The organism is Leifsonia sp. TF02-11 (assembly GCF_017565305.1).
In the GTDB taxonomy this organism is placed as follows: domain Bacteria; phylum Actinomycetota; class Actinomycetes; order Actinomycetales; family Microbacteriaceae; genus Leifsonia.
The window spans coordinates 53,070-76,920 of record NZ_JAGEKP010000008.1 but is presented as its reverse complement, the minus strand read 5'-3'; the positions used below and the strand labels follow the sequence as shown (position 1 = coordinate 76,920).

General features: G+C 70.1%; 25 protein-coding genes and 1 pseudogene. 12 read left to right on the top strand and 14 right to left on the bottom strand.

Features of this window, described 5'->3' with window-relative positions; translation table 11 throughout:
* Positions 1–26: 26 nt before the first annotated feature.
* From JNB50_RS12535 to JNB50_RS12525, 3 genes are all read right to left on the bottom strand, one after another.
* On the bottom strand, positions 27–1,535 hold the full coding sequence (locus JNB50_RS12535; protein WP_208040475.1) for an alpha-N-arabinofuranosidase: 1,509 nt from the start codon (positions 1,533–1,535) through the stop codon (positions 27–29).
* Between the two features lie 84 nt (positions 1,536–1,619).
* Positions 1,620–2,651 carry a LacI family DNA-binding transcriptional regulator gene (locus tag JNB50_RS12530; RefSeq protein WP_208040474.1) on the bottom strand — a complete coding sequence of 344 codons (1,032 nt, stop codon included), beginning with the start codon at positions 2,649–2,651 and terminating at the stop codon, positions 1,620–1,622.
* A 98-nt stretch (positions 2,652–2,749) separates the two neighbouring features.
* Positions 2,750–3,349 carry a TetR/AcrR family transcriptional regulator gene (locus JNB50_RS12525; protein WP_208040473.1) on the bottom strand — a complete coding sequence of 200 codons (600 nt, stop codon included), beginning with the start codon at positions 3,347–3,349 and terminating at the stop codon, positions 2,750–2,752.
* Between the two features lie 182 nt (positions 3,350–3,531).
* Between JNB50_RS12525 and JNB50_RS12520 the strand changes: the two genes are divergently transcribed.
* The 4 genes from JNB50_RS12520 (at position 3,532) to JNB50_RS12505 (ending at position 6,811) form a co-directional block, all read left to right on the top strand.
* A complete protein-coding gene (locus JNB50_RS12520) occupies positions 3,532–3,687 on the top strand; it encodes a hypothetical protein (protein ID WP_208040472.1) in 156 nt (51 codons plus the stop codon).
* Positions 3,688–3,798: 111 nt separating this feature from the next.
* Complete coding sequence (locus JNB50_RS12515) at positions 3,799–4,119, top strand: hypothetical protein (protein ID WP_208040471.1); 321 nt, start codon at positions 3,799–3,801, stop codon at positions 4,117–4,119.
* 36 nt (positions 4,120–4,155) lie between these two features.
* Positions 4,156–6,045 carry a CocE/NonD family hydrolase gene (locus JNB50_RS12510; protein ID WP_307794706.1) on the top strand — a complete coding sequence of 630 codons (1,890 nt, stop codon included), beginning with the start codon at positions 4,156–4,158 and terminating at the stop codon, positions 6,043–6,045.
* A 280-nt stretch (positions 6,046–6,325) separates the two neighbouring features.
* A complete protein-coding gene (locus tag JNB50_RS12505; RefSeq protein WP_208040470.1) occupies positions 6,326–6,811 on the top strand; it encodes an FBP domain-containing protein in 486 nt (161 codons plus the stop codon).
* A 70-nt stretch (positions 6,812–6,881) separates the two neighbouring features.
* On the opposite strand, the gene JNB50_RS12500 is transcribed toward JNB50_RS12505, so the two are convergent.
* The 5 genes from JNB50_RS12500 to JNB50_RS12480 all read right to left on the bottom strand — a co-directional run bounded on the left by JNB50_RS12500 (position 6,882) and on the right by JNB50_RS12480 (position 11,291).
* Positions 6,882–7,277: an ankyrin repeat domain-containing protein gene (locus JNB50_RS12500; protein WP_208040469.1), complete on the bottom strand. Its 396-nt coding sequence runs from the start codon at positions 7,275–7,277 to the stop codon at positions 6,882–6,884.
* Between the two features lie 157 nt (positions 7,278–7,434).
* Positions 7,435–8,430: a septum formation family protein gene (locus tag JNB50_RS12495; RefSeq protein ID WP_208040468.1), complete on the bottom strand. Its 996-nt coding sequence runs from the start codon at positions 8,428–8,430 to the stop codon at positions 7,435–7,437.
* Positions 8,431–8,519: 89 nt separating this feature from the next.
* Positions 8,520–8,732 (bottom strand): hypothetical protein, encoded by a 213-nt coding sequence (locus JNB50_RS12490; protein WP_208040467.1) that lies wholly within the window; start codon positions 8,730–8,732, stop codon positions 8,520–8,522.
* Positions 8,733–8,896: 164 nt separating this feature from the next.
* On the bottom strand, positions 8,897–9,865 hold the full coding sequence (locus JNB50_RS12485) for a nucleoside hydrolase (RefSeq protein ID WP_208040466.1): 969 nt from the start codon (positions 9,863–9,865) through the stop codon (positions 8,897–8,899).
* A 25-nt stretch (positions 9,866–9,890) separates the two neighbouring features.
* Positions 9,891–11,291, bottom strand: coding sequence for an MFS transporter (locus tag JNB50_RS12480; protein ID WP_307794705.1), 1,401 nt, complete (start codon positions 11,289–11,291; stop codon positions 9,891–9,893).
* 166 nt (positions 11,292–11,457) lie between these two features.
* On the opposite strand from JNB50_RS12480, the gene JNB50_RS12475 reads away from it, so the two are divergent.
* Positions 11,458–12,243 (top strand): GntR family transcriptional regulator, encoded by a 786-nt coding sequence (locus JNB50_RS12475; protein WP_208040465.1) that lies wholly within the window; start codon positions 11,458–11,460, stop codon positions 12,241–12,243.
* 106 nt (positions 12,244–12,349) lie between these two features.
* Here JNB50_RS12475 and JNB50_RS12470 read toward each other — a convergent pair whose 3' ends face one another.
* The 3 genes from JNB50_RS12470 to JNB50_RS12460 all read right to left on the bottom strand — a co-directional run bounded on the left by JNB50_RS12470 (position 12,350) and on the right by JNB50_RS12460 (position 16,310).
* Positions 12,350–13,918 carry a GMC oxidoreductase gene (locus JNB50_RS12470; RefSeq protein ID WP_208040464.1) on the bottom strand — a complete coding sequence of 523 codons (1,569 nt, stop codon included), beginning with the start codon at positions 13,916–13,918 and terminating at the stop codon, positions 12,350–12,352.
* The gene (locus JNB50_RS12465; protein WP_208040463.1) at positions 13,915–14,862 is read right to left on the bottom strand and encodes a sugar phosphate isomerase/epimerase; all 948 of its coding nucleotides are present in this window, start codon (positions 14,860–14,862) and stop codon (positions 13,915–13,917) included. Before JNB50_RS12465 ends, JNB50_RS12470 begins: the two co-directional genes overlap by 4 nt.
* Before the next feature lie 113 nt (positions 14,863–14,975).
* Positions 14,976–16,310 carry an MFS transporter gene (locus JNB50_RS12460; RefSeq protein ID WP_208040462.1) on the bottom strand — a complete coding sequence of 445 codons (1,335 nt, stop codon included), beginning with the start codon at positions 16,308–16,310 and terminating at the stop codon, positions 14,976–14,978.
* A 169-nt stretch (positions 16,311–16,479) separates the two neighbouring features.
* On the opposite strand from JNB50_RS12460, the gene JNB50_RS12455 reads away from it, so the two are divergent.
* Positions 16,480–17,088, top strand: coding sequence for a TetR/AcrR family transcriptional regulator (locus tag JNB50_RS12455; RefSeq protein WP_208040461.1), 609 nt, complete (start codon positions 16,480–16,482; stop codon positions 17,086–17,088).
* A gap of 74 nt (positions 17,089–17,162) precedes the next feature.
* Here the strand turns inward: JNB50_RS12455 and JNB50_RS12450 are convergent, their stop codons facing one another.
* Entirely contained in the window at positions 17,163–18,110 is a 948-nt protein-coding gene (locus tag JNB50_RS12450) for a ketopantoate reductase family protein (protein WP_208040460.1), read from the bottom strand.
* 92 nt (positions 18,111–18,202) lie between these two features.
* Here JNB50_RS12450 and JNB50_RS12445 point away from each other — a divergent pair, with 92 nt between their 5' ends.
* Positions 18,203–18,760 carry a TetR/AcrR family transcriptional regulator gene (locus JNB50_RS12445; RefSeq protein WP_208040459.1) on the top strand — a complete coding sequence of 186 codons (558 nt, stop codon included), beginning with the start codon at positions 18,203–18,205 and terminating at the stop codon, positions 18,758–18,760.
* Positions 18,761–18,854: 94 nt separating this feature from the next.
* Positions 18,855–19,427 carry a CbrC family protein gene (locus tag JNB50_RS12440; protein WP_208040458.1) on the top strand — a complete coding sequence of 191 codons (573 nt, stop codon included), beginning with the start codon at positions 18,855–18,857 and terminating at the stop codon, positions 19,425–19,427.
* Between the two features lie 56 nt (positions 19,428–19,483).
* Here the strand turns inward: JNB50_RS12440 and JNB50_RS12435 are convergent, their stop codons facing one another.
* Complete coding sequence (locus tag JNB50_RS12435; RefSeq protein WP_243768426.1) at positions 19,484–20,254, bottom strand: alpha/beta fold hydrolase; 771 nt, start codon at positions 20,252–20,254, stop codon at positions 19,484–19,486.
* 52 nt (positions 20,255–20,306) lie between these two features.
* Between JNB50_RS12435 and JNB50_RS12430 the strand changes: the two genes are divergently transcribed.
* From JNB50_RS12430 to JNB50_RS25910, 4 genes and pseudogenes are all read left to right on the top strand, one after another.
* Positions 20,307–20,729, top strand: a complete 423-nt coding sequence (locus tag JNB50_RS12430; protein ID WP_208040457.1) for a MarR family winged helix-turn-helix transcriptional regulator — start codon at positions 20,307–20,309, stop codon at positions 20,727–20,729.
* 152 nt (positions 20,730–20,881) lie between these two features.
* On the top strand, positions 20,882–21,730 hold the full coding sequence (locus JNB50_RS12425; protein ID WP_208040456.1) for a hypothetical protein: 849 nt from the start codon (positions 20,882–20,884) through the stop codon (positions 21,728–21,730).
* 56 nt (positions 21,731–21,786) lie between these two features.
* Positions 21,787–22,383, top strand: a complete 597-nt coding sequence (locus JNB50_RS12420; RefSeq protein WP_208040455.1) for an NADPH-dependent FMN reductase — start codon at positions 21,787–21,789, stop codon at positions 22,381–22,383.
* Positions 22,380–22,517: pseudogene (locus tag JNB50_RS25910) on the top strand (TetR family transcriptional regulator); the annotation flags it as partial. The gene JNB50_RS12420 and the pseudogene JNB50_RS25910, both read left to right, overlap by 4 nt.
* Before the next feature lie 200 nt (positions 22,518–22,717).
* Here the strand turns inward: JNB50_RS25910 and JNB50_RS12410 are convergent.
* Positions 22,718–23,827 carry an endo alpha-1,4 polygalactosaminidase gene (locus JNB50_RS12410; RefSeq protein WP_243768425.1) on the bottom strand — a complete coding sequence of 370 codons (1,110 nt, stop codon included), beginning with the start codon at positions 23,825–23,827 and terminating at the stop codon, positions 22,718–22,720.
* Positions 23,828–23,851: the final 24 nt, after the last annotated feature.

The window sequence follows — 23,851 nt, the reverse complement described above, 5'->3', positions numbered from 1 at the left end:
GGCACCCCGGCCCCCGCCTGCGTCGTTCAGCCCAGCGACACCGCCGTCCACGACACCGGCGGCAGCTCGATGCTCAGAAGCCCGTCGGCGATCGACACCGCGGCCGCACGCGGCGCGACCCGCTCGGGGTCCTCGAGGGTGTTCTTCGCGGTCACGTCGTCGTCGGCGAGGGTGTGCGACTCGAGGACGCCCACCTCGCCGAGGGCGCTGATGTCGGCGGTCACCGTGACGGAGTCGGTGGTGCTCCTGTTCACCAGGAACAGGGCCGTCCGCCCGGACTCCGCGTCGCTCGTGGCGACCGCGTCGACCAGTGGCACCTCACCGTAGACGGCGGTGGAGTGGGTCGGGCTCTCGATCGGGATCCGGAGCGCCTCGCCGCGCGCGAGCCGCGAGGTGATCGAGAACGGGAAGAACGTCGTCTGCCGCCAGGCGGGGCCGCCCGGCTCTGTCATGATCGGCGCGATCACGTTCACCAGCTGCGCCAGCGACGCACTGGTCACCCGGTCGGCGTGCTTGAGCAGCGAGATCAGGAGGCTGCCGAACACCACGGCGTCGGCGACCGAGTAGACGTCCTCCAGGAGGCGCGGGGCGACCGGCCAGTTGTCGATGCCCGTGATCTTCTCGACGCCCTGCCAGCGGTCGAGGTACCAGACGTTCCACTCGTCGAACGACAGCTCGATCGTCTTGTCGCTCCCGAGGACCGCCTTCACATGGTCCGCCGTCGCGACCACCGACTCGATGAAGTGGTCCATGTCGGTGGAGGACGCCAGGAAGCTGTCCAGGTCGCCGTCGCGCTCCTGGTAGTAGGCGTGCAGCGAGATGTAGTCGACGTCGTCGTACGTGTGGGTGAGCACGACCCGCTCCCACTCGCCGAAGGTGGGCATCGCGGCACCGGACGAGCCGCAGACCACCAGCTCGATCGACGGGTCGAGCTGGCGCATCCCCTTCGCGGTCTGCGATGCGAGCTTGCCGTAGTCGTCGGCCGAGCGGTGGCCCAGCTGCCACGTGCCGTCCATCTCGTTGCCGAGGCACCACATCCGCACGTCGAAGGGCTCCGTGCGGCCGTTCGCGATGCGGAGGTCGCTGAGGGTGCTCCCGCCCGGCACGTTGGCGTACTCGAGCAGGTCGATCGCTTCGAGCGTGCCGCGCGTCCCGAGGTTGACGGCCATCATCAGATCGCTGCCGACCTTGTCGAGCCAGGAGGCGAACTCGTGGAGACCGACCTCGTTGGTCTCGGTCGAGTGCCAGGCCAGGTCGAGGCGGCGCGGGCGGTCTGCGCGCGGGCCGACGCTGTCCTCCCAGCGGAACCCGGAGACGAAGTTGCCTCCCGGGTAGCGGATGGTGGACACCCCCAGCTCCTTCACGAGCTCGATGACGTCGCGGCGGAAGCCTTCCTCGTCGGCCTCCGGGTGGCCGGGCTCATAGATGCCGTCGTAGACGTGGCGGCCGAGGTGCTCGACGAAGCCGCCGAAGAGGCGACGCCGAACAGCGCCGATCGCGGTACGCGGGTCGATGGTGAGGTGTGCGCTGGTCATGGGGCTTCCGTTGCTCTCCAACGTTGTAGGTAAACGTTGTAGAGAATAACGGGCGGTTCAGATCCCGTCAAGGCCGACACCGGTTCAGGCGGGGGTTCGTGCGGCGCCCGCCGTCGCGGACTCCCGCTCGACGATGCGGTAGTCGGCGAGCATCAACCGGGGCGGCCCCGCGGTCTCCGGCGCGGTGATCCGCTCCAGCAGGCGCCCCACCGCCGCGCGTGCGATCCAGGCGCGCCCGGGATCGACGCTCGTCAGCGACGGGACGGAGTACTCGGCCTCGTCGACGTCGTCGAAGCCGATCACGGCAACGTCGTCCGGCACCCGGAGGCCGGCCTCGTCGAGAGCGCGCATCGCCCCGAACGCGAGGGCGTCGTTGAACGCGAACACCGCGTCGAACGCGACGCCGGACCCGATGAGGACCCGCACACTGGCTGCACCGTTGAACCGGTGCCAGGGATCGGCGTAGGTGACGAGCTCGGGGACCGCCGGGATCCCCGCCTCCTCGAGCGCCTCACGGTGGCCGCGCAGCCGGAGCCCCGCGGAGCCGACGACCTCGTCGCGGTGGGCGCCCACGACCGCGATGCGACGCCGGCCGGACGCCAGCAGGTACGCGGTCGCCGCCTTGGCGGCTTCAACGTTCCGCATGGTCACGTGGTCCACGTTCTCGTCGAAGACCCGCTCGCCCAGCAGCACGAGCGGGTACGGCACGTCGAGTCGCGAGGCGTCCTCCTGCCCCATGCCGCGGACGCTGAAGATCAGGCCGTCGGTGAGCTTGCGCCGCGGGCTCTGCAACAGCTCCAGCTCCCGCTCCCGCTCACCCCCGGTCTGCTCGACGAGCACCGCGAACCCGGCACTCTCGGCCTCCGCGATCACGGCGGCGGCCAGCTCCGCGAAGTAGTTCAACGCCAGATCGGGCACCGCGAGCGCGATGGCGCCTGTGCGGCCCGACCGCAGGCTGCGGGCGGTCAGGTTGGGCGTGTATCCGAGCTCGGCGATCGCCTCCTCGACGCGGGAGCGGGTCGCGGGGCGGATGTGCGGGTAGTCGTTGATGACATTGGAGACCGTCTTGATCGAGACCCCGGCTCGCCGGGCCACGTCGTGCAGCGTCACCGCCATCGATCCCCCTCTGCGGGCCGGGAAGCCCCCTGGTGCCGGGAAGCTTTACAACGTTATACCACCGGTGATCCGCGCGATTTCCACGCCGTCGGTACGGACTACCCCCGCGGCCGCTCGGGGGGCAGGAAGGTGACCGCCGTCGCCGCGTCCGCCGCTGCGCCGCCGTAGTCGATCGTCGCATCCAACTCGGCGGGCATGGGCATCCGGATCGCCGTGCGGACGATCCTCAGCGCCCCGCGGGCGAAGAACATGTCGACGTCCTGCTCGCTCGCGTCGGTGAGCCGGCTCACCCGTTCAACCAGGCGCGTCATGCGGTCTCGGCATGTGCGCTCGATCTCGTCGTCCGCGCATGCCGCCGCCCACGCCTGGAGCTGGAACTGGAGCACGGACTCGTCGGCGAGGAGGTGCGCGTACGCCGCACCCAGCGCAGCCAGCGTCAGCGTGCCGCCGGTCGCCCCCGCCTCGTCCTCCAGCTCGTCGATGGTCGCGTCGATGAGGTCGTAACAGAGTTCGACGCACTCCACGAACAGCGCATGCTTCGAGTCGAACAGCTGGAAGAGGTACGGCTGCGAGACGCCGAGCCGCTGGGCGACCTGGGTCATGGAGGTCCCGACGTACCCCGATTCGGCGAAGACGCTGAGCGCAGCACGGGTGGCCAGCGGCCGCCGGTCGGCAGCAGACATTCGCTCTCGGGCCATGGAGACAAATCTAGCGGAGTCGCTTACTTAGTTAGCAGCCACTAAGTAGCACCGATCCACGCCCCTCTGCACGTTTGTTCGCACGAAGATCGCCCGGATTCCGCGGGACACCGTCGCCGATCCGCACACTTGTGCAGCCGTTCACGCCGAGAAGCGCTCCGGATCCTCGCTAGCATCTGGCTATGTCGAGCGATTCGGAGCTCGACAGCACCCTGGTGATCGACCGTGACGTGGCCGTTCGATCGACCGAGGGCCGGACCGTGCGCGGGGACTCGTGCATCCGCGCGCTCCATTCCGAGGCCTCCACGGCCGATCCACGTCGGCTCGGTCTCGGATAGGGGAGACAGCTGCCGATATCAGCTGTCTCCCCGACCTTCGGCCCCTGGGATCGGCACGGGCGCAGCCGCCCGCGTGCCTGCAGTCCGCCCGACACGGCCGAAAGGACCCGTATGCGCCCCCTCCCGAGCTCTCGCCTGCCCGACAGGGCGACCGTGCTGCGACTGGACATCGACGCGCTCACCAGCCGGCCGCAGCGGAAGACGTCCACGAGCATGGTCGGCCTCCTCGTCGGGGCCGCCGGCTCCGGCGTCGTCTCCCGCATCATCCTGGACGGGCCCGTCGCACCGGACTACGTGGTCCTCCGCTACGGCGAGGGCCGCGACAGCGAACGCGTCTGGGCGCGCAGCCGCCAGCTCTTCAACACCGTCGAGTACCACCTCACCGACGACACCACCGCGGGCTTCCCCGCGCACACGCGCGACGTCCGCTGACCGGTCGACCGCCCACCCACACAGAAAGAAGAAGCAGTGACGCTCACACCACCCCCGACACCCACCCCGGCCACCGCCCGCCCCGCACTGTTGCGCCGCGACGGGGTCTGGGTCCTCATCGCGCTGGCGCTCTGCCTCCTCTCCGCGGTCGGCGCCTTCTTCGTGCAGACGAACGGCGCCACGGTCGCGGTGAAGGATCTCCGATGGGAGACCGCGTCCGGCATCGAGATGAGCGCCCTGCTCTACAAACCCGACTCGGCCACCGTCACGGCGAAGGCGCCAGCGGTCGTCGTCAGCCACGGCTGGTGGAACAACCGCGAGATGCAGGACGCGAACTACGTCGAGCTCGCCAAGCGCGGCTACGTCGTGGTCTCGATCGACATGTACGGCCACGGCGACTCCGGTCCGCTTCCGCTCGGCAAGGAGGCCGACGCCGGGACGGGCATGTACGACGCCGTCAAGCTTGTCGCTCAACTGCCCTATGTCGACCACAGCCGCATCGGCGTCACCGGCCACTCGAACGGCGCCAGGGCGGCCAACTTCTCACTGATGATCGACAACACCGCGAAGTCCCCGCTGATCGCCGCGGCGCTCCTCGTCGACAACGAGGGCTTCTACACCGATCTGACGAATCCGAAGAAGTACGTCAACAACTACGGCTCGCGCGACGTCGGGATCGTAGCGGACCAGTACGACGAGTTCTTCTTCCGCAGCTACGACGCCACCGGAAAGGAGCTGACCCCGCCGCGCGAATTCATCCACACGCCCAACGCCCAGTCGTTCCTGGAGTTCGGCAAGACGCCCTCCGGTCCCGCGCGCACCGCCGCGACCTACTACACCTCGAACGTCGACGGGCGCGACGCCTTCCGGGTGATCTACACCCCCGCTCAGACGCACCCGTGGGGTCCCTTCTCGAAGCAGACCACCGAGTACACGATCGACTTCTTCCAGCGGGCGCTCGGCGCGCCGAACCCCATCGCGGCCGGGTCGCAGACCTGGCAGTGGAAGGAGCTCTTCAACGCCGTCGGCCTGGTCGGCTTCGGGATCTTCCTGGTCGCGTTCGCCAAGCTCCTCCTCGCCACGCGCCCCTTCGCGGCCCTGCGCGCGACCGGGCCGCTCGAGCTCAGGGCGAACTCCCGACGGGGACTGTTCTGGTTCTGGGGCGCGCTCGTCGTCTCGGCGCTGTTCTCGGCCTGGAGCTACATCGCCCTCAGCCAGTGGACCGCGATCCAGGGCGTCGTCTTCAACGCGGTCCCGACGTGGATCCCCCAGGGAGCGCCGTTCTTCATCGGACTGTGGTCGGCGATCAACGGCGTCTTCGCCATCGTCGTGATGACCGTCTCGTATCTGCTGTTCGGCCGCAAGAACGGGCAGGACCTCCGCGCCGTCGGGATCCTCCCGGGCTGGCGGCGGTTCTTCCACGGCATCGGGCTGGGGCTCGTCGTGGTGATCGCGGCGTTCTCGATCGTCTTCGTCGTCGACTACTTCTTCACGACCGACTTCCGTCTCTGGGTGCTCGCGGTCAAGGCGTTCACTCCCGACAAGATCGGGATCGCACTGCTCTACCTGCCGCTGTTCCTGATCTACTTCTTCGCGAACTCGGTGGCGATCAACGGCTTCAACCGCTTCACCATCCGCGAGAAGGAGTGGGTCAACACCGCGCTGCTCGCGGTGTTCAACGCGCTCGCCCCGGCGATCCTCGTCATCGCCCAGTACTGGACCTTCTTCGCGACCGGTGACCTGATCCCCGGCTTCGGCGGAATCTTCAGCATCTGGCTCTTCCCGGTCATCGTGATCCTCGCGGCCGCCGCGGTGATCACCAGGAAGATCTACCGGGCGACCAACAACCCCTACATCGGCGGCTTCATCATGGCGGCGACCGTCACCATGATCTCCGTCAGCAACACCCTGACGGTGGCCAGCTAGACCGCGGAACACACCACAGCAGAAGCGGCGCCGGATGACAGCATCCGGCGCCGCTTTCGTGCGTGAATCGGCCGGCGCGCACCCGAGGCGTAGACTGCCGTCCGTGGATCAGTTCGTCTCAGCCCCGCGATCGGGGCGTCTGGAGGTCGTCGGCGTCGTCATCGCCGGCGCGAGATAGTCCTGTCTCCCCTCTCATGATCCCGCGCTCCGCGCATCCTTTCGGGCCGTTCGTCGTGCCCGCGCGCCCGGCGCACCCTCCAGACAGACAGGACATCCATCCATGCTTCCCCTCAGCGAATCGCAGCTCCGCTCCTCCTTCGTGAACGCCTCCCAGCGCGAGCGCAAGGAGCTCACCCTCCCCGCCCTCGACGCCGTCCGCTGGGACGACCTCGACTACCTCGGCTGGCGAGACCGCAAGAACCCGAACCTCGGCTACGTCGTCGTGGAGGTCGACGGCGAGCCCGTCGGCGTCCTCCTGCGCACGGCGGAAGGCGGCGTGCGCACCCGGCCGCAGTGCTCGTGGTGCGAAGACGTCCACCTCCCCAACGAGGTCGTCTTCTTCATCGCCAAGCGCGCCGGCGCGGCGGGCCGCAAGGGCGACACGCTCGGCACACTCGTCTGCGCGGAGTTCCAGTGCTCGGCCAACGTGCGCAAGCGGCCACCGGTCGCCTACGTCGGGTTCGACGTGGAGGCCGCCCGCCAGCAGCGGATCGAGGCGCTGCGCGAGCACGTGACCACGTTCGTGCGCAGGGTGACGGCCGAGTGACGCTCCACGGCCTCCCCGTCTGTTCGGGGAGGCCGTGGCGCCGGCGCCGAGGGATGCGGGCGAGCGGGCCCTAATGCGGAGGGAAGAACCGCTGAAGGTCGTAGTTGGCCACCCGCGCAGCAAGCGTCCTCGGCGAATTCCCCGCCGCGTTCCTGTGATCGGGATCCGCCCCTCGCTCGAGCAGCGCTTCGATGATCCTCCCGTCGCCTCGTGAGTTGAACGTGGCACTCCAGAGCGGTGTGTTCCCCCACGCGTTCTCGATCTCGAGATCGGCACCCGCGTCGAGCAGCGCCGTGAGCGCCTCCAGATTCCGCGAAGATGCGGCTAGAAAGAGCGCGGTGTTGCCGCTCTCGTCCTGCGCGTCGACGTCCGCCCCAGCCCGGAGTGCTTCAGCGACCTCCTGAGCACCACCGCCGCCGGCCACGACGTCATGGAGCGCGGTCGTTAGGTGCGCGCCTTCAGTCACTACTCTCCAACGGACGTTGCCGCAGTCGCGCGGTGACGACCGAACCGTAGTGAGCCGAGAAGATCTCCAACACACTCATGTCCTAGCAGGTCTTCGCGGTGATGACACGTTCCAGGTTCGACCGCGCGAATGCCTGAGCCTCGCGGACCGCGGCCCCTCAGCGCGCAGCCCCGCGCAGGGTCCCCTCGGTCCGGTCGACGGCCGGGTCGCGCACGGCGCACACGATGTGGCGGTCGCCCGTCTTCCAGGACTCCTCCGCGGGGAAGTAGAGGTTCAGGTTCAGCTTCGAGGCCTCGCGCGCGATTCCGAGGAATTCGGCCATCGGGCCGGAACACTGCACGGTCGCCAGTCTGCTGACCTCCTGCTCGCCAGGATACGCCGCAGGCACGCCCTCCCCGGTGAGCTCGCCGACGTAGAAGACCTCTGCGCGATGGGGTTCGTCGCACGGCACGATGATCGGGGTCTTGCCGTGGTCGATCACCGCGTCCTGGCGGATGTCCTCATCGAGGCACGCGCCGACGCCGGGTGACTGCGCCGTGGCGGCCGCCGGGCTCGCGCCGCCGCCGATCAGACCGACCGCCGCGACGGCGACGACCGCTCCCGTCGCCACGAACGGCCAGGCCAGGAGCAGCAGCCGCTGCCCGACCCGGAGCTGGGTGAGATGGCGCGCGAGGGTCGGGATCGTGCCGATGGCACCGAAGAGCAGGCCGATCCCGATGTTCCAGAAGAGCGCCTGGCGCATCGACGGCGAGGTGAGGAATCCGTCGCCGAACGACCTCCAGAACCCGGGGTCGGCGAGCACGGCGACACCCGCGTCGGAGCCGCTGTAGCCCCGCACAGCGGCAGCGGTGTGCCCGACGATCACGCCGACGATGACCGTGCCGACCACCACGATCGAGACCGCGACCCCGCCGCGGGCCGACACCGGCCCTCCCGAGCCGTAGCGGAAGAGCAGACAGGCCAGGACCGCGACGCCGAGCGGAATGAGGGAAGTCATCCAGCCGAGTTGCGCGAGCAGCAGCCAGGCGCCGACGCCCAGCGGGACGACGAGGAGCGACAGCGCGACACCGCGCCCGAAGGTGCCGCCCTTCGCTGGCGCCCTTCGCGTCCTCTCGTCCCACCCGTCCGGTCGCCAGTCGCGTGGTCCGCTCATGGAGTCAGGACTATGTGCGCCCGGTGAACCTCCGGTGTCCCGCGGCTGCACGGGCTGCCAACCGGGGCGAGACGTCGGCGCGGCCGGATTCAGGCCGTTGCGGTCGTCTGCATCTCCCACAGCCTCTGCAGGGCGTCGGACAGCGACGCGAACAGCCCGAGCTGCCGGTCCGCCCAGTCCCAGAGCAGGAATCCCTGCGTCGTGCGCCACACCTGACCGACGACAAGCAGAGAGCGCTGCAGCTGGATGTCCCAGCGGCCCTCCCCGACATCGATCACATCGAATGCTTCCGCGTATGTCATGGTTCACCTCCGCGTGTTGAAGGGGAACGTAGCCCGGCAAGGTTGCGTGCAGGCGACGGGCATGTGGCCAGCGGAGGACATCCGGGCCGACACGCCCGGGATCGGCGGCTAACGGAGGAGATCGGCCCGTGGTGGGGCGCGATCTCCTCCGGTGCCGACGGGCGTCAGCGGACGGCGGACGCCGTTCGGGTGAGGATGCGCTCGAGCAGCTGCGGGGCGAGCGGCTCCGCGACCTCCAGGACGACACGGACGGTCGCACCCTCCCTGTCGACGGGGCCGAGACGCTGGCCGCGCAGGTCGCAGACGGTCTGGCCGCGGCCGGGACCGTCAGTGGTGTCGACCTCGACCGGCACGGCGGGCGCCACGGTGGCGACGGCGCCGCCGACCGCGAGGGCGGCGGCCAGCGGGTCGTGCAGCGCGGAACTGCGCCGGCCGTAGACGTCGACGTAGAAGTCGAAGTAGTGGTCCAGCATGCCGCCCACCGCCACCGCCAGCGGATCGCCGGAGGCGACCAGGGCGTCCCTGTGCTCCTCCTCGAAGGTCTGCTCCATCGTGGCGTCGAGCGGCACGAGCACGACAGGCCAGCCGGCGGCGACGTGCAGGGCCGCGGCCTCCGGGTCGTTGCCGATGTTGGCCTCGGCGACGGGAGTGATGTTGCCGGGGACCAGGGCCGCGCCGCCCATCGTCGTCACGGCCGCGATGCGCGAGGGCAGGGACGGGTCGCGCTGCAGGGCGATCCCGAGGTTGGTCAGCGGGCCGACGGTCAGCACCTCGAGCTCGCCCGCATACTCGTGGGAGAGGCGGATGAGCATGTCGGCGGCATCCTCGGCCACCGGGCGCGCGTCCGTCGCCGGGAGGTCGATGCCGCCCAGGCCGTTCTCTCCGTGCACGTGCGGCGCTCCCCCGTGGAACGGGTGCGCGAGGTGGTCGTGCGCGCCGACCGCGACCGGGATGTCGGTGCGCCCGGCCAGCGCCAGCAGGCCGATGGTGTTGTCTGCGGCTGTTGCCGAGCTCACGTTGCCGCTGACGGTGCCGATCCCGACGAGGTCGACCTCCGGCGAGGCGAGCAGGTAGGCGAGGGCGACCGAGTCGTCGATGCCGGTGTCGCAGTCGAAGTAGAGGGGGCGGGCCATGGTTTTTCCTTTCCTGGAGGGCGCGTCAGGAGCGGCGCGGGACGATGAGGAGGCTCGCCAGCAGGGCGAGCACGGTGATGCAGACCGAGATCCACAGGGCGACGGAGTACCCGCCAGCCGTGCCGGCCGCCGCGAACGGGGCGACGATCCCGATGCCGAGGCTGGCGCCGATGCCGAAGGCCGCGCCGTTCAGCCCGGGGAGGGCGGCGGGAGCGTCGGCCGGCGACTGCACGACGCCGAGACCGTTGATCGTGGTCAGGACGAGTCCGTTGTAGGTCACACCGAGCAGGGCGATCATAGCGAACACCGTCCACAGGTTCTGCGGCAGCAGGGCGATGACGATGAGAGCAGCGATGCAGAGCACCATGCCGACGCGCAGCACGGGGATCCAGCCGCGGCGGCCGGCGAGCCATCCCGACAGCGGTGCGGACACGACGCCGATCAGCGCGGGCGGGGCGAGGAAGAGCAGCGCACCCGTCGCGGCGTCGAGCCCGAAGCCGTGCTTCGCGTCCTGGCTGAGCAGGACCACGGTGAAGTTGATGACGGCGAAGACGCCGGACAGCGTCAACACGGTGGTCGCCAGCACCGGCCACACCTGCCGCGAGCGCAGGTGCTCGATGGCGATGAGCGGCGTCAGGCGGCGCTTCTCGACGACCCAGAACGCGATGACGAACACGATGCTGCCGGCGAGGTACGCGAGGGTCACGGGCGCCAGCCAGCCGGCGGAGGAGCCGTTGGAGACGAAGTAGGTGATGGTGATAAGTGCCAGGGAGAGCGCGGCGGCGCCCCACCAGTCCATCCGGCCGGCGGAGACCGGACGCGCGGTCTTCGGCACCACCAGTTGCACGCAGAGCAGGGCGAGCAGTCCGACGAGGAAGATCACGACGAAGATCGAGCGGTAGCCGAACGTGTCGGCGAGGAGGCCGCCGAGGTAGCCGTCGACACCGCCGACGCCCCCGTTGACCGCGGTGATGACGCCCAGGGTCGTCCCGAACACCTTGGCGGTCATCGACTCGCTGAGGATGACGTACGACAGCTGGAAGGCGGCGCTCGACGCACCCTGCAGCACGCGGCCGACGAGCAGCCAGGTGAGGTTCGGCGCGAACAGGCAGACCAGCGTTCCGACGGACAGCAGCACCAGGACGATCAGGAGGGCGCGCTTGCGCCCGATGAAGTCGCTCCACCGTGAGAGCACGACGCCTCCGACAGCTCCGGCGAGGAAGAACGGCGACGAGACCTGCGACACTGCTCCGACGTTCTCGCCGAGCGAGCGGGCGATGTCGGGCAGGGCCGGCGTGATCATGCTCGCGTTGAGCTGGTACGAGAGCACGCCGAGGATGAGGGTCGCGACGAGGCCGACGGCGCGGCCTCCTCGCAGGGTCGTGGTGACGGCGGCGTTCGCGCTGTCGACGGCGGGGGTGTTCACGGGGAGACTCCTTCGTCTTCGGGATCGGGTGCGTCTTCGGATCGGTGGTCCGATCGGGATCGGGCTGATTGCGGTACGATGTTATACCTCTTCGGTACGACATGTGTACTCAGCCTTTCCGTGGTTGAATTGGTCGACCCTCCGACGACCGACAAGGAGCCCGCCGATGCCCTCCGCCGACGACTTCTTCGCACGGCCGATCACCACCTCCGTCGGCCAGCCGTTGCGCGTCGCGGTCTACTCGCGCATCGCCGAGGGCATCCGCGACGAGGTGTTCCCGTTGGGTTCCGCGCTTCCGCGCGAGACCGAGCTCGGCGCCGCGCTCGGCGTCAGCCGGACGGTGGTGCGCGAGGCGCTGATGCTGCTCGAGGAGGACGGCCTGATCGTCACCCGCCGCGGCGTCGGCCGGTTCGTGGCGGAGGACATCCCGCGCGTCGGGCTCGAGGAGCTGCGCCCGTTCGAGCAGGCCCTCGCCGGCCAGGACGGCGTAGTCACCGTGCGACCCATCGAGTTCGTGATGCAGTCGTCCACGGACTTCACGTCCGCCCACCTGGCTCTCGACGCCGAGGCGAACACCTGGTTCCGCGAGAGCATCCTGGAGCGCGACGGCGAGCCCGTCGCGATCGTGCAGGAGCACCTGCCAGCGGGCCGCTACCTCTCCGACATCAGCCCGGCGCTCTCCGCGAGCCTGCAAGACGCCGCGACGGACCAGGCCACGCTGCTCGCCGCCCTGACGCAGCGGTGCGGGCCGGTGTTCGGCGGGGGCGTCTGCCAGATCACCGCCGGCGTCGTCGGCGCGACGCGCGGCAAGCTCCTCGACCTCGACCCCGGCGATCCCGTACTGATCCTCACCCAGGTGGCCGCCGTCGACGGCACGCCCGCCTACCTCGCCAAGTGCATCGTCTCGGCCCGCGTCGGCCAGCTCTCGATCGTGCAGGCGTCGTCGCTCTGACGCCTTCCGTCACGTCGTCCGCGCCGGGCGATCCCCTGGCGTCCTCGCACGACGAGGAGGGCGGGGAAGCCGCGTCCGCTCCCCCGCCCTCCGCACGTCGCGACGGTCAGGCCCCGACCGGGGCCTCCGCGAGCTGACCCTCCCGCTCCCGCAGCTCCTCAAGCTCGCTCGCCAGCTGCGATGCCGCACGCCAGGCGAGCGCCACCGTGGTGAGCGTCGGGTTCGCCGCCGTCGCGGTCGGGATGACCCCGTTGCCCCCGACATAGAGGTTGTCGACGCCCCACACCCGCAGCAGCGGATCGCACACCGAGTCGCCGTCGTCGGCGACACCCATCCGCACCGTGCCCTGGTAGTGCAGCGACGAACCTCCCGCAGCGAGCTCCGGCTGCTCCAGAGGGGTGCCGATCCGGGCGGCACTGCGCAGCGAGTTCTGGCGCATCTGCTCGATCGTCGCCAGGTCCTTCTCGGTGCGCGAGTAGTGGATGGTCATCTTCGGCATGCCGTAGAAGTCCGTCTCCGTCTCGCTGAACTCCACGGCGTCGCCGAACTGGATGTCCTTCGCCGCATACCAGGCGAGCACGCCGAGGCGCGCGGTCGCCGCCTCGTCCATCCCGGGCAGCTTGTACGCGGAGCCGGCCAGCGAGATCACGCCGCCCTGCATCGGCCGCGCGTCGGAGAACGGGACGATGACCGACCCGATCGAGCCGGCGTCGACGGCGTACGCGGCCGGGTCGAACTCGTCGCTCAGGGTGAGCATCGTGGCCATCTGGTAGTGCTCGTTGAGGTGGTGCCCGAGCGCGCGCGGGCGCACGCCGGACGCGAACAGCACCTGCGGCGTACGCAGCCCGTCGGCGCAGACCACCACGAAGCGGGCGCGGACCGTGCTGCGCGCCCCGGTGGGGCGGTCCTCCAGCTCGGCGCCGACGGCGACGCCGTCCTCGACCAGCACACGGCGCACCAGCGTCTCGGAGCGGAGCTCGAAACCGGGGACCGTCGCCTCCAGGTCGCCCAGGATCACGCCGGTTCCCGAGAAGCGCAGGCTCGCACCGTCCCAGTGTGTCGCCGTCGGCATGTACGTCGTCGGAGTGAGGCCGGGTCCGTCGAACTCGTCGGCGATCGCGTCGCGCAGCGCCCGGAGCAGTCCGCTGCCCCCGTTCGGCGGGGTGTGCACGCCGAGGAGGCCTTCCGCGTGGCTGAGGGCCGCATCCAGCTCCTCGGCAGGGAGAAAGGGGATGCGCTCGGACTGGTGCGGACGCGGGCACGAGGTGCCCCAGTGGATGCCCATCCCGCCGACGCCGCTCGACATGCTGGCCGCGGGCAGGCCGACGTCGCCGTCGGCCAGTACGGGCCGCGGGTCGACGAAGAACAGTCCTGGCAGGATGGTCTGCCGGAACTCCAGGCTCGGATCGATACCGGGGGCGATGTCGGACAGCGCCGCCGCCCGTTCGACGCCCGCGTCGGGGCCTTGGGTGAGCAGCTGGACGGCGAGGCGGTCCTCCTCCGTCATGTTCTGGGTGTGGTCGCCGCGCACGCCGGGCACGGCGGGGCCGACCTCGACCATCAGGATGCGCGCGTCGGGGAGGGCGTCGCCGATCGTGCGCGCGTACGTGGAGCCGGCCGGGCCGGAGCCGACGATCAGGACGTCGACGGTCTCGATCGCCTCGGCGGTGCTCATCGGGCGACCTCCTCGACCGCGGACGCCGCCACCTCGAGGACGCGGGCGCTCTTGGCCCACGGGTCGCCTCCCGTGCCCTCGTACTCGACGGTCAGCGGGCCGTCGTAGCCCACTGCGGTGAGGATGCCGAGCGCGCGCGCCAAGTCCACCGGTCCCACCGCTCCGTCCGCGCCGACCGTGTGGACCTTCACGTGCACGAGCTCCGCGCGCGGAGCGAGCGCCTCGATGCCGGCGTAGAGGGAGGTCAGGTCGACGGAGGCGAAGAGCTGTTCGGGATCGACCCGCTCGCCGTCCTGGCCTCCGAAGAACAGCGCCATGGCCGGCATCAACAGCGCGTCGAAGTTGCCGAGATCCAGCAACAGCCCGAGGTGGTCCCGACCGACCGCGTCGAGCAGCCGCGTCATCCACACGGGGTCGCTGCTCGGGCCGCCGTGGTTCTCCACGAGCAGTCGCGCACCGCGGTCGCTCGCGTACGCACCGAGTTCGCGCAGAGCCTCGACGAGGTAGTCGGGGAGGTCGTCGCCGTGGTGCTGGGCCAGCGGTGAACCCGGGTTCACCCGCACGAAGCGCGATCCCATGGCCGCGAAGCGGTCGATCCAGCGCTGCAACTCGGCGATGTCGGCGCCGCGCTTGGCGGGGTCGGGCTCGAGGAGGTCGCCCGCGTCGATCGCGACGTTGAGCAGCGTCACGCCGGTGTCCCGAAGGGCCGCCGCGAACCGGTCCAGCTCGGGATCGTCCAGGCCGGCGAACTGGAACGCGACGGTCTCGATCGCGTCGACGCCGAACGCGCTTTTCGCCCGGGCGGGGAACTCCGACAGGTCGAGATCCTTGGTGAACGGGAACGAGATGTGCACGTCACGGCCGGACGACGGGTCGACGAAGGTGAAGTCGACGGGTCCGAGCTGCTCGCGCACGCTGTAGCTGGAGACGGACAGGGTGTTCATTCGATGGTGCTCCTCGGCGGTGCTGATGGATGGGTACTGATGGACGGACGGGTGTTGGTGGATCGACGGGTGTTGGTGGATCGACGGGGTCGGCGGATGGTTCGGCCGTCAGGTCAGACGGCGGTGGGTTCCACGGCGGCAGGTGCGCGCACCTCGCCGCGCGTGATGACCGCCCAGCGCGGGTCGCCCTCCCGGCCGAGCTCCGGCAGGCGCAGGACGAACGCGGCGCCGACGACGCCGAGCACGGCAAGCACGAGGTAGAGCGCGGTGTAGCCGCCGAGGCCGAGCAGGAAGGGGGCGATGAACGGCACGAACGACTGCGGAAGCGTGTTGGCCATGTTGATGATCGCGAAGTCCTTGCCGGCGTTCTCACTGCTCGGCAGCACGCGGACGCACATCGCGCTGTCGATCGAGAAGAAGAGGCCGGTGCCGACACCGATCGCAGCCGTGGCGAGGAAGACGAAGCCGATGCTCGGCGCGAACGCCATGGCCGCCAGTCCGGCCGCCGCGAGCAGTCCGGCCGCGACCACGAACGGCTTCTGGCGGCGCAGGCGGTCTGAGACAAGTCCGGCGATCACGCTCGTGACCGCGAGGAGCGCGACCGAGAGCAGCGACAGCCCGAGCACGATGCCGGCGACGTCGGCCTCCGCCACTCCGAACCGCTGGATGAGGAAGAACGCGTTGTAGGTGCCGCTCGCGTAGGCGCAGGTGATGAGGAAGCGGACGGCCCACGCCCAGCCGAACGCCGGGTGCCGCCAGGGGTTCAGCCAGAACGACTTCGCCAGCTCGACGACGTTCAGCCCGGACTGTCCGGGCTCCCGCGTGTGCTGCGGGTCGCGCAGCAGCAGCACGGCGACGATCGCGAGGACGAGCGAGATCACCGCCACGGCGGCCCACTGCGCCACCGGCGCCGCGATGGCACTCACGGCCGTGAGCCCGATCAGCGGGCCGGCCGCCGCGGCGAAGCCGACGAAACCGGAGACGGTCCCCCGACGCAGCGGCGGCACCTGGTCGGCGAGGAGCGCGCTGGTGGCCGCCTGCTGGAAGTTGAACAGCGTCTGCGTCAGGCACCAGACGAGGGCGACCTGCCACACCTCCGTCGTGAACGCGAGGGCGAAGACGGCGAGGGAGCCGGAGACGCCGCCGGTGAGGATCCACGTGCGCCTGCGGCCGAACCGGGCTGCGGTGCGGTCGCTGATGCGGCCGGCGAGCGGGTTGGCGACGAGGGCGAACAGCGCGCCGAAGCCCGTCACGATCCCGAACGCCGCGGCGGCACCCGGCCCGGCGATCCTCGTCAGGTGCAGCGTGAGCAGCAGTTGCAGGGGCGTGAGCAGGGCGATCAGAGCGCCCATGTTCGAGGTGAGGATCACCCCGACGAGACGCGGAAGCGGCGTTGCCGCGCGGCCGGGGGTTTCGAAGGCGACGTCGATGTCGTCCGATCGGGACATTCCACACTCCTCTGTGTGTACGGGCTTTGGGGTGTTCGGGCGCTTGGGGTGTTCGGGCTCCGAAGGTGTTCGGACCGGTGTGACCGTGACTCCAAAATCGGAGTGGCTCTCATTCTGTAGTCACACTCGATTCGTGTCAACTACGAAATCGGGGAGTATCCTGAGTCCCATGGGATTGAGGGAGACCAAGGCCGCCCGGACGCGGGACCAGATCCTCGACGTCGCCGCGGAGCTCTTCCTCGCCCAGGGCTACGACGAGACGACGATGGAGCAGATCGCCGAACGCGCCGAGATCGCGCCGTCGACGCTGTACCGCTACTTCCCCAGCAAAGACCTGCTCATCCTCGGCCGACTCACGGAGACCCTGCAGCTCGGCGCCGTGCTGCGTGCCCGCCCGGACGACGAGCCCATCCCGCAGGTGCTCGCCGCGACTCTGAAGGCGGCTCTGGACTCCGTCCACGACGAGCCGCGCTTCTCGGCCCTCCGGCACATCATCGACATCTCCCCCGTGCCGCGCGCGCGGCTCTGGGACGTCTTCATGCAGTCGCGGGCCGAACTGGAGGCTGAGCTCGGCCGCCGGATGGGCCTGCCAGAGGACGACCTGCACGTGCAGCTGACGGCGCGGACCGCCATCACGATCTTCGAGATCGTCGCGGAGCGCTGGTGGGCCGGCGACCATTCGACGCCACGCACGGCCGTGCTGGACGAGGTCCTCGCCGCCGTCGACGCGGCAGGGATCGTGCTGCCGGCCGCACAGCGGCGGCTGGCGCGGGCGTAGCGGCCCGCCCCGCTACTCGGAGCCGCGATACCGGACGAGGTGGTCGCTGTAGCCGCCGTCCACCACGTCGACCATCATCGCCTCAGCGCCGCCGCCGCCCGATCGAGTCGCGGCGTCGGCACGCCCTGACGCCGGGCCTCTGCCAGCATGTCCTCCACCACGCGACGCGGCTCCTCTGCTCGCGGGTCGGTGTGCGCCGCCAGGCTCACGTTGGCGAGCGGGACTCGCGCCGTCACCAGCGACAGAACGTGCCCCGCGAGCCCGGCCGGCGCGTGGAACAGGGCGGTGCTGCTCCGGTGTCGCCGGAGGTCGACCCCGCGCGCCTCCAGCACGGGCAGTAGCTCCCGGCTCGTCAGCAGGGCCTCGCGAAAGCTCGCCGGCCGGCCGAGGAGGTGGGAGAGCGAGCCGAGCTGGACGCCCTGCGAGTGCACGCCCGCGTCTGCGGCGAAGTGGATCAGCAGCCACCCCCGCAGGTCGGGCTGCTCGGAGACCGTCAGCCCGGCGTCGGCGAACAGCTGCCGAACCTGCGACTCACGGCTCGTCGGCTCACCGTCGAGCGTGCCGAACAGAACCCTGCGCATCACCGCTGCGTGCAGGACCCCGTCGCCGTCGAAGCCTCCCCCGGCCTGCGGGAACCCCCACGCGAGCCGGTCCAGCGGCAGCGGCGCGACGGCGTCGGCCGGCTCGTCCCACACATTGCCGAAGACCAGCACCGTCGCCGCGCCGATGCGCGGCGCGAGGAACTCCGCCGCCGCGGACAGGTGGTGGTGGCCGACGCTGACCACGATCACGTCGAAGTCGTGGTCCGCGTCGAGGTGCTCGATCAGGCTCGTCGACCAGGTCTGCCTGATCCGCTCGCCCCACGGGCGCCTGCGCGCATCGAGGAGGTCGAGCTCCACCCGGTCGCCGTACTCGGCTGCCCTGCCGGGACGCACCAGGAAGCGCACCTCGTGACCCGCCTGCTCGAGGGCCCAGCCGTAGATCGTGGCGATGACACCGCGACCGAACATCAAGACCCGCACGCTGCACCTCACGTCGCCTATACTCCGAAGTGGAGATCATCTCCACCTAGACCATATGGAGATCATCTCCATTTGTCAACGAAGGGACCGACGTGACCGCCTCCCGGCCGATTCGAGCGGATGCCGCCCGCAACCGCGACGCGATCATCGCCGCCGCCCGCGCCGCGTTCGACCGCGGCGAGTTCGACCGCCGCTTCGACGACTTCGCCCCCCTCGCGGGAGTGGGGACGGGGACGCTGTACCGGCACTTCCCCACGCGCGAGGCCCTGGCCGAGGCGGTCTACCGCGGGGAGGTCGCCGCCCTGCGCGACCGCGCACGGCACGCGCTCGACACCGAGCCGCCCGCGCAGGCCCTGGCGACCTTCCTGACCGGCTACGTTCACCTCTTGGCGACCGAGGCCGGGCTGGCTGCCACGCTCGCCACCCTCCTGCGGCACCGGCCGGAGGTGCAGGCGGAGGGCGCGCTCGCCCTCGAAGCGGCCGTGGCCGAGCTGGTCGCGGCCGCGGTGAACGACGGCGGTGTCCCTGCCGAGCTGACGGCCGGCGCCGTACTGATGGCGCTGCACGGGATCAGCGCGTCGGTCGGGCGGCCCGGGTGGGAGGCCGACGCGGAGGCGTTGGTCGCGGTGCTGAGCCGGTCAGCCGACTAGCGCTTGTTGCCGCACTGTCTGGTTGTGCCTTCCTTCGATGGGCCTCCCTGTCCCATTGTGGGATTGCTGGCTTGCGTGATGTCACGATTGCAGCATGCTGTCGACATCGACCACGTCTGAAACGCCTCCGGGATTTCGGTTCCACCCCAACGCGTACGACTTGGGGGCCTTCGAGAGTGCCGCCGGGACATGTGAGGCCTGCGGGAAGGGCCGAACGTTGCGATACACAGGCTCGTTCTACTCGGTCGATGAGGTCGACTACATCTGCCCGTGGTGCGTGGCTGATGGAACAGCGGCGCGTGTGTTCGACGGCGAGTTCTCGGACTACACAGGAATTGACGGCGTCTCCCCTGATCCTCGGGTTCCCGCTGATGTCGACCTCGATGAAGCGATGGAAGTGAGCACACGCACGCCGTCTTACAGTTCGTGGCAGCAGGAGCAGTGGAGGTCGCACTGCGGTCGGCCGTGTGCGTTCATCGGAGACATCGGTGCGTCGGGTCTCACCGATTACCTGGACGAGCCGGACTTCGCCGCCGACGTCGATGGAGGCCTGGGCTGGGAAGCGTCTCTACTGCGAACCCGTCTGAGTGAGGGGGGAGATCTCGCGGGCTACCTGTTCCGGTGTCTGACCTGCGGCGCACATCGCCTTCATGTCGACGCTAGCTGAGGCGTCTACGCTCGTAACGTTTCGGCCGCCGCAGCGGACCCGTTGTTGTCGCCGCCTCAGCCCCGCGCGAGGAACGGGTCGATCGCCGCCCAGGTCGCGTCCGGCGCCTCCAACTGCGGAAGGTGCCCGGCCTCGGGGATCTCCACGAACCGCGCGCCGGGAATGGCCCGAGCGACAGCCCGCCCGTACGCCGGTGTGACGATCCGATCGCTCGCACCCCACACCATCAGCGTCGGAACCCGAACGGCGCCGAGCCGACCGAGCAGGCCGGGGTCGCCCATCCCGGCACCGGCGATGACCGCCATGGTGCGACCGTTCGCCTCCTGGATCGCACGCTGCGCATCGGTCAGCGAAGCGGGGTCCCGGTAGCCCTTGTCGGGGTCGTGCCAGGCCGCCTCCGCGAGGCCGCGGGCGTCGAGGGCGAAGAAGTCCGCGACGGGCTCGCCCTCGATGACCGCACCGACGCCGTCGATGTCGACCACCGCGCCGATCACTCCGGCGTAGCGCTCATCGGCAGCCGCCTGCACCGCCATCTCGAGCGCGATCCAGCCGCCGATCGAGGAGCCGATCAGTGCGACGTTCCGCTCCCCGCTCGAGGACAGGAGGTCGAGGTAGTGCGCCGCGAGGTCTGCCACCGAGGCGATCGAGCCGGGGAGCGGGGTCCCGTCCCATCCGGGGTGGGTCGGCGCCACGGCGTGCATGGTCGCGCCGAGGTGCCCGACGATCGGGGCGACCGTCTGCGGCCCTCCGCCGCCGTGCAGCACGAGCGCCGTCCGCGTTGCGGGGTCGCCGGCCTGGAGGACGGGGACGTCTTCGAGAAGAGTCATGATCAGCTCCTAAATCAACATGTTTATTTAATGCTGTTGATAAGATAGCACCGTGACGACGAACCTGGAAGTGCTCGGCCAGACGATCAAGCGCGCGCAGTACCGCAATCACCGCACGATGGACGCCGCGCTGCACGACATCGGCATCAGCCTCGTGCAGTGGGACGCGCTGCGCGCCATCGAGCGGATGCCCCACGCCTCCGGGCACGACCTCGCCGTCGCGACCTTCCAGAGCGACCAGTCATTCGGCACCCTGGCGAACCGCCTCCTCGCCCGCGGCCTCATCACCCGGTCGGCGGGCCGGGGCCGTCGCATCGAGCACGCGCTGACCGATGCGGGACGGACCGCCCTCCAGGAGGGCTACGACGTGGCGTCCGGGGTGCTGGACGAGCTCTTCGCGCCGCTCGACGAGGACCGACGCGCACTGCTGCTCGACGCGCTCCGGATTCTGACGGCGGACGCCGAGCCGTCGTGAGGCGCCGTGGCGGCGACGGCCCCCGGCCTAGAGGAATCCCTCGCCCGAACGACGACGGCCATCCGTTCGGCTGACGTTTCCGCGGCCGGTGTCCGCTGGACTGGGAGCACCCCGGCGTGTGCCGGGCGTTCCGTCGTCTGGGGGTTCTTTCCGTGTCAACGATCGTCGCACCGCACCGTCCGCCGCTGAGCGGAAGACTGCGATCAGCCCTGCTGCTCTCGGCAGCTGCCGTCGCCGCCGTCGCCGGTGTCACGCTACTTCCATGGCGGGTCGCCGACGTCTGGTCGCAAGGCTCGGGGGTGAACTCCACCACCCTTTCCGCGCAACTGAATGCTGCGTTCGTCGGCTACTGGAACAGCGGCGCTTCCGGACTCGGCGCCGACCTGTCCCACGTCGTCGCCTACTGGCAGGTGTTCCACATCACCAAGGCGGTCGCCGCCGCGGTGCTGCTCGCGCTCCTGGTGCTTCTCGGCGTACGCCTCTGGCAGTTGTTCGCGAGGAGCGAGCGCCCGGGAGCCCGCGCCGCGTACGCCACCCTGGGAGTGCTGGGGGCGCCTCTCGCGCCGGTGGTCCTCCTGATCCTGCTGGCGAACATCCAGGGCGCCGTCGCCCCGCTGTCGTCCGTGCTGAGCTTCCTGGACCACGGCGGGTCGGATCCCGCCGTCGCGCAGAGCCTCGCCCAGATCGGCGAAGCGCTCCGGACCGGCGCGCTGAACGCGCCGCTCACGGCGCTCGTCGACGACTTCCGGGACTACCACGCCGTGCTCGCCGTCGCAGCGACCGTCACCGGGATCGCGATCATCGGGACGAGCATCGCCCTGCTCCTCATCCGCTCCCGCCGACCACGCGACCAGCGGAGAGCCCGCGCCGTGCTCGCCGGCGTCGCCGTCACGATCCCCGCTCTCGCCTTCTGCTTCGCAGTGCTGGCGCTGGCGAACTTCTCGACGACGGAGGACACCGTCCCGGCGCTCACAGCGTTCTTCGGCGGCGACGACCTGTGACAAGGTGGCGCTCACTGCTCTACTGACCAGCGGTCAGTCAGTGGTACGATCGTGCCATGACTTCAGCGACCCCCCATCAGCGCGCGCTCGCACTCGGCGTGATCGTCGGCAGCCTGCGCGCCGATTCCGTGACGCGACGGCTGGCGAACGAACTCGTCGCGCTCGCGCCCGCGGCGTTCCGCCCGCGCTTCATCGAGATCGGCGATCTTCCGCTCTACAACGAGGATCTGGACATCGAGGTCGCCGCCGAACCGCCGGCCGAGTGGGCGCGATTCCGCAGTGACCTCCGCGCGTCCGACGCGATCCTGTTCGTCACGCCCGAGTACAACCGCTCCGTGCCGGCGCCGCTCAAGAACGCGATCGACGTCGGCTCCGCGCCGCACGACCAGAACGCCTTCGACGGGCTGCCGGCCGCGATCGTCTCCGCGTCGCCCGGCCGGATGGGCGCGTTCGGGGCCAACCACCACCTTCGGCAATCGCTGGTGTTCCTGGACATGCCGACGATGCAGCAGCCCGAGCTGTATCTCGGCGGCAGCTTCGGCCTCTTCGACGAGGCGGGAACGCTCGCCGACCCCGCCGTGACGGAGCTGCTGACCCGCTACATGGAACGCTTCGCGAGCTGGGCCTCCCGCCACGGGAGGATTGCGGCATGACCGAGGACGCACCGACCCTCGGGCGGCGCGCGCCGCAGCAACGACAGGCGGCGGTGCTGGACGCCGCCCGGTCGCTGTTCATCGACGCGGGCGTGGCGCGCACGAGCATCGAGGCGATCGCGAAACGCGCCGGCGTGGCCAAAGGCACGGTCTTCCTCTACTTCCCCACGAAGGAGCACATCGTCCAGGCGATCGAGGCGGAGTTCAACGCGCGCATCGTCGAGCGGACGCGCGCCGCGGCCACGAGCGCCGCGCGCCACGACGCCGTCGAATCCTGGTGCAGGGAGCTTGTGCACGCCTACCTCGACGAGCTCGACGTCCACGACATGCTCTTCTACAGCGGGGCCGCCGCCACCCGTGAAAGCGTCGCAGACAACGCTCTCATCGATGATCTCGAAGCGCTCCTCAGCACGCTCGACGTCGATGAGCCCGCGGTGACCGCCGCCTTCCTCGTCGGCGGCATCACGCTGCTCACCGACCGCGCGGTTCTGGCCGACCGCGCACCGGACGCCGACGAGCTGGCGCGCGCGGCCGGGCGCCTCGCGGTCTCCACGGTGTTGGAGCGCACACCGGATGCGGGGGCGTCGCAGGCCCGATAGACGTAACCCTGATGCGACGGCGTCACCAGATCGTGGTCGCGCAGGATGACCGTGACGTGTTCAGCCACCCGGTGGCAGCCGGCGTCGAACTCGGACGCGTCGATGTCATCGGAGTGCTCCACATCGAGGACCACCGGGTACGTTGCGGCGTACTCGTCGCACTCGTCGTAGGCGACGCACGATTCCGCGACGGCGAAGTCGAAGCCTGCGGCGGCGAGCCGCTTCGACTGCTCGGCGGTGTTCTTCTGCGCGATGGCCAGGCCGAGTCGATGCGCGATCCGCACGTAGGAAGACGCCAGCGCGACATTGTCGTCGAGCGTCATCGCCCCGTGCGACCGCGTGAACGAATCCAGGTTGTCGATCTCGACGGCGGCGTAGCCGCGCGCCTTGCACGCGCGGATCGTCGGCTCGATGAGGGCGGCGATCGCGGCCCGCTTGGCCTCCGTGGACGAGTCGAGCAGGTATTCGTCCGGCCAGTTCGGGTCGGCGATGAACTCCCCTCTGACCCGCAGCAGCAGGTCGGGATGGTCCCGGACGAACTCCTGAGACGCGCCCGGCTGGGTCTGGAAACCGTTGACGTAGCAGATGTCGTAGCCGAGGCCGGCCGGTCGATCCGTCGAGTCGCGTTCGACGACCGAGACGTGGGCCGGCGGATCGTACGCGCCACCGAGTTGGTAGTCGAAGCCCGCGCCGGCCGGCGGCATTCGGACTCCGGCCGCCGCGGACCGCGTACCGGGCGCACCGTCGTGTGCGCTGCAGCCGCTGGTCGCGACGAGGACGGCGAGAGCGACGAGTGCGGCCAGTGCGACGCACAGTCCGCGGCGTGTGCCGGCACTGACCCCCATCCGCTCTCCCTCCCTCCTGGAGGC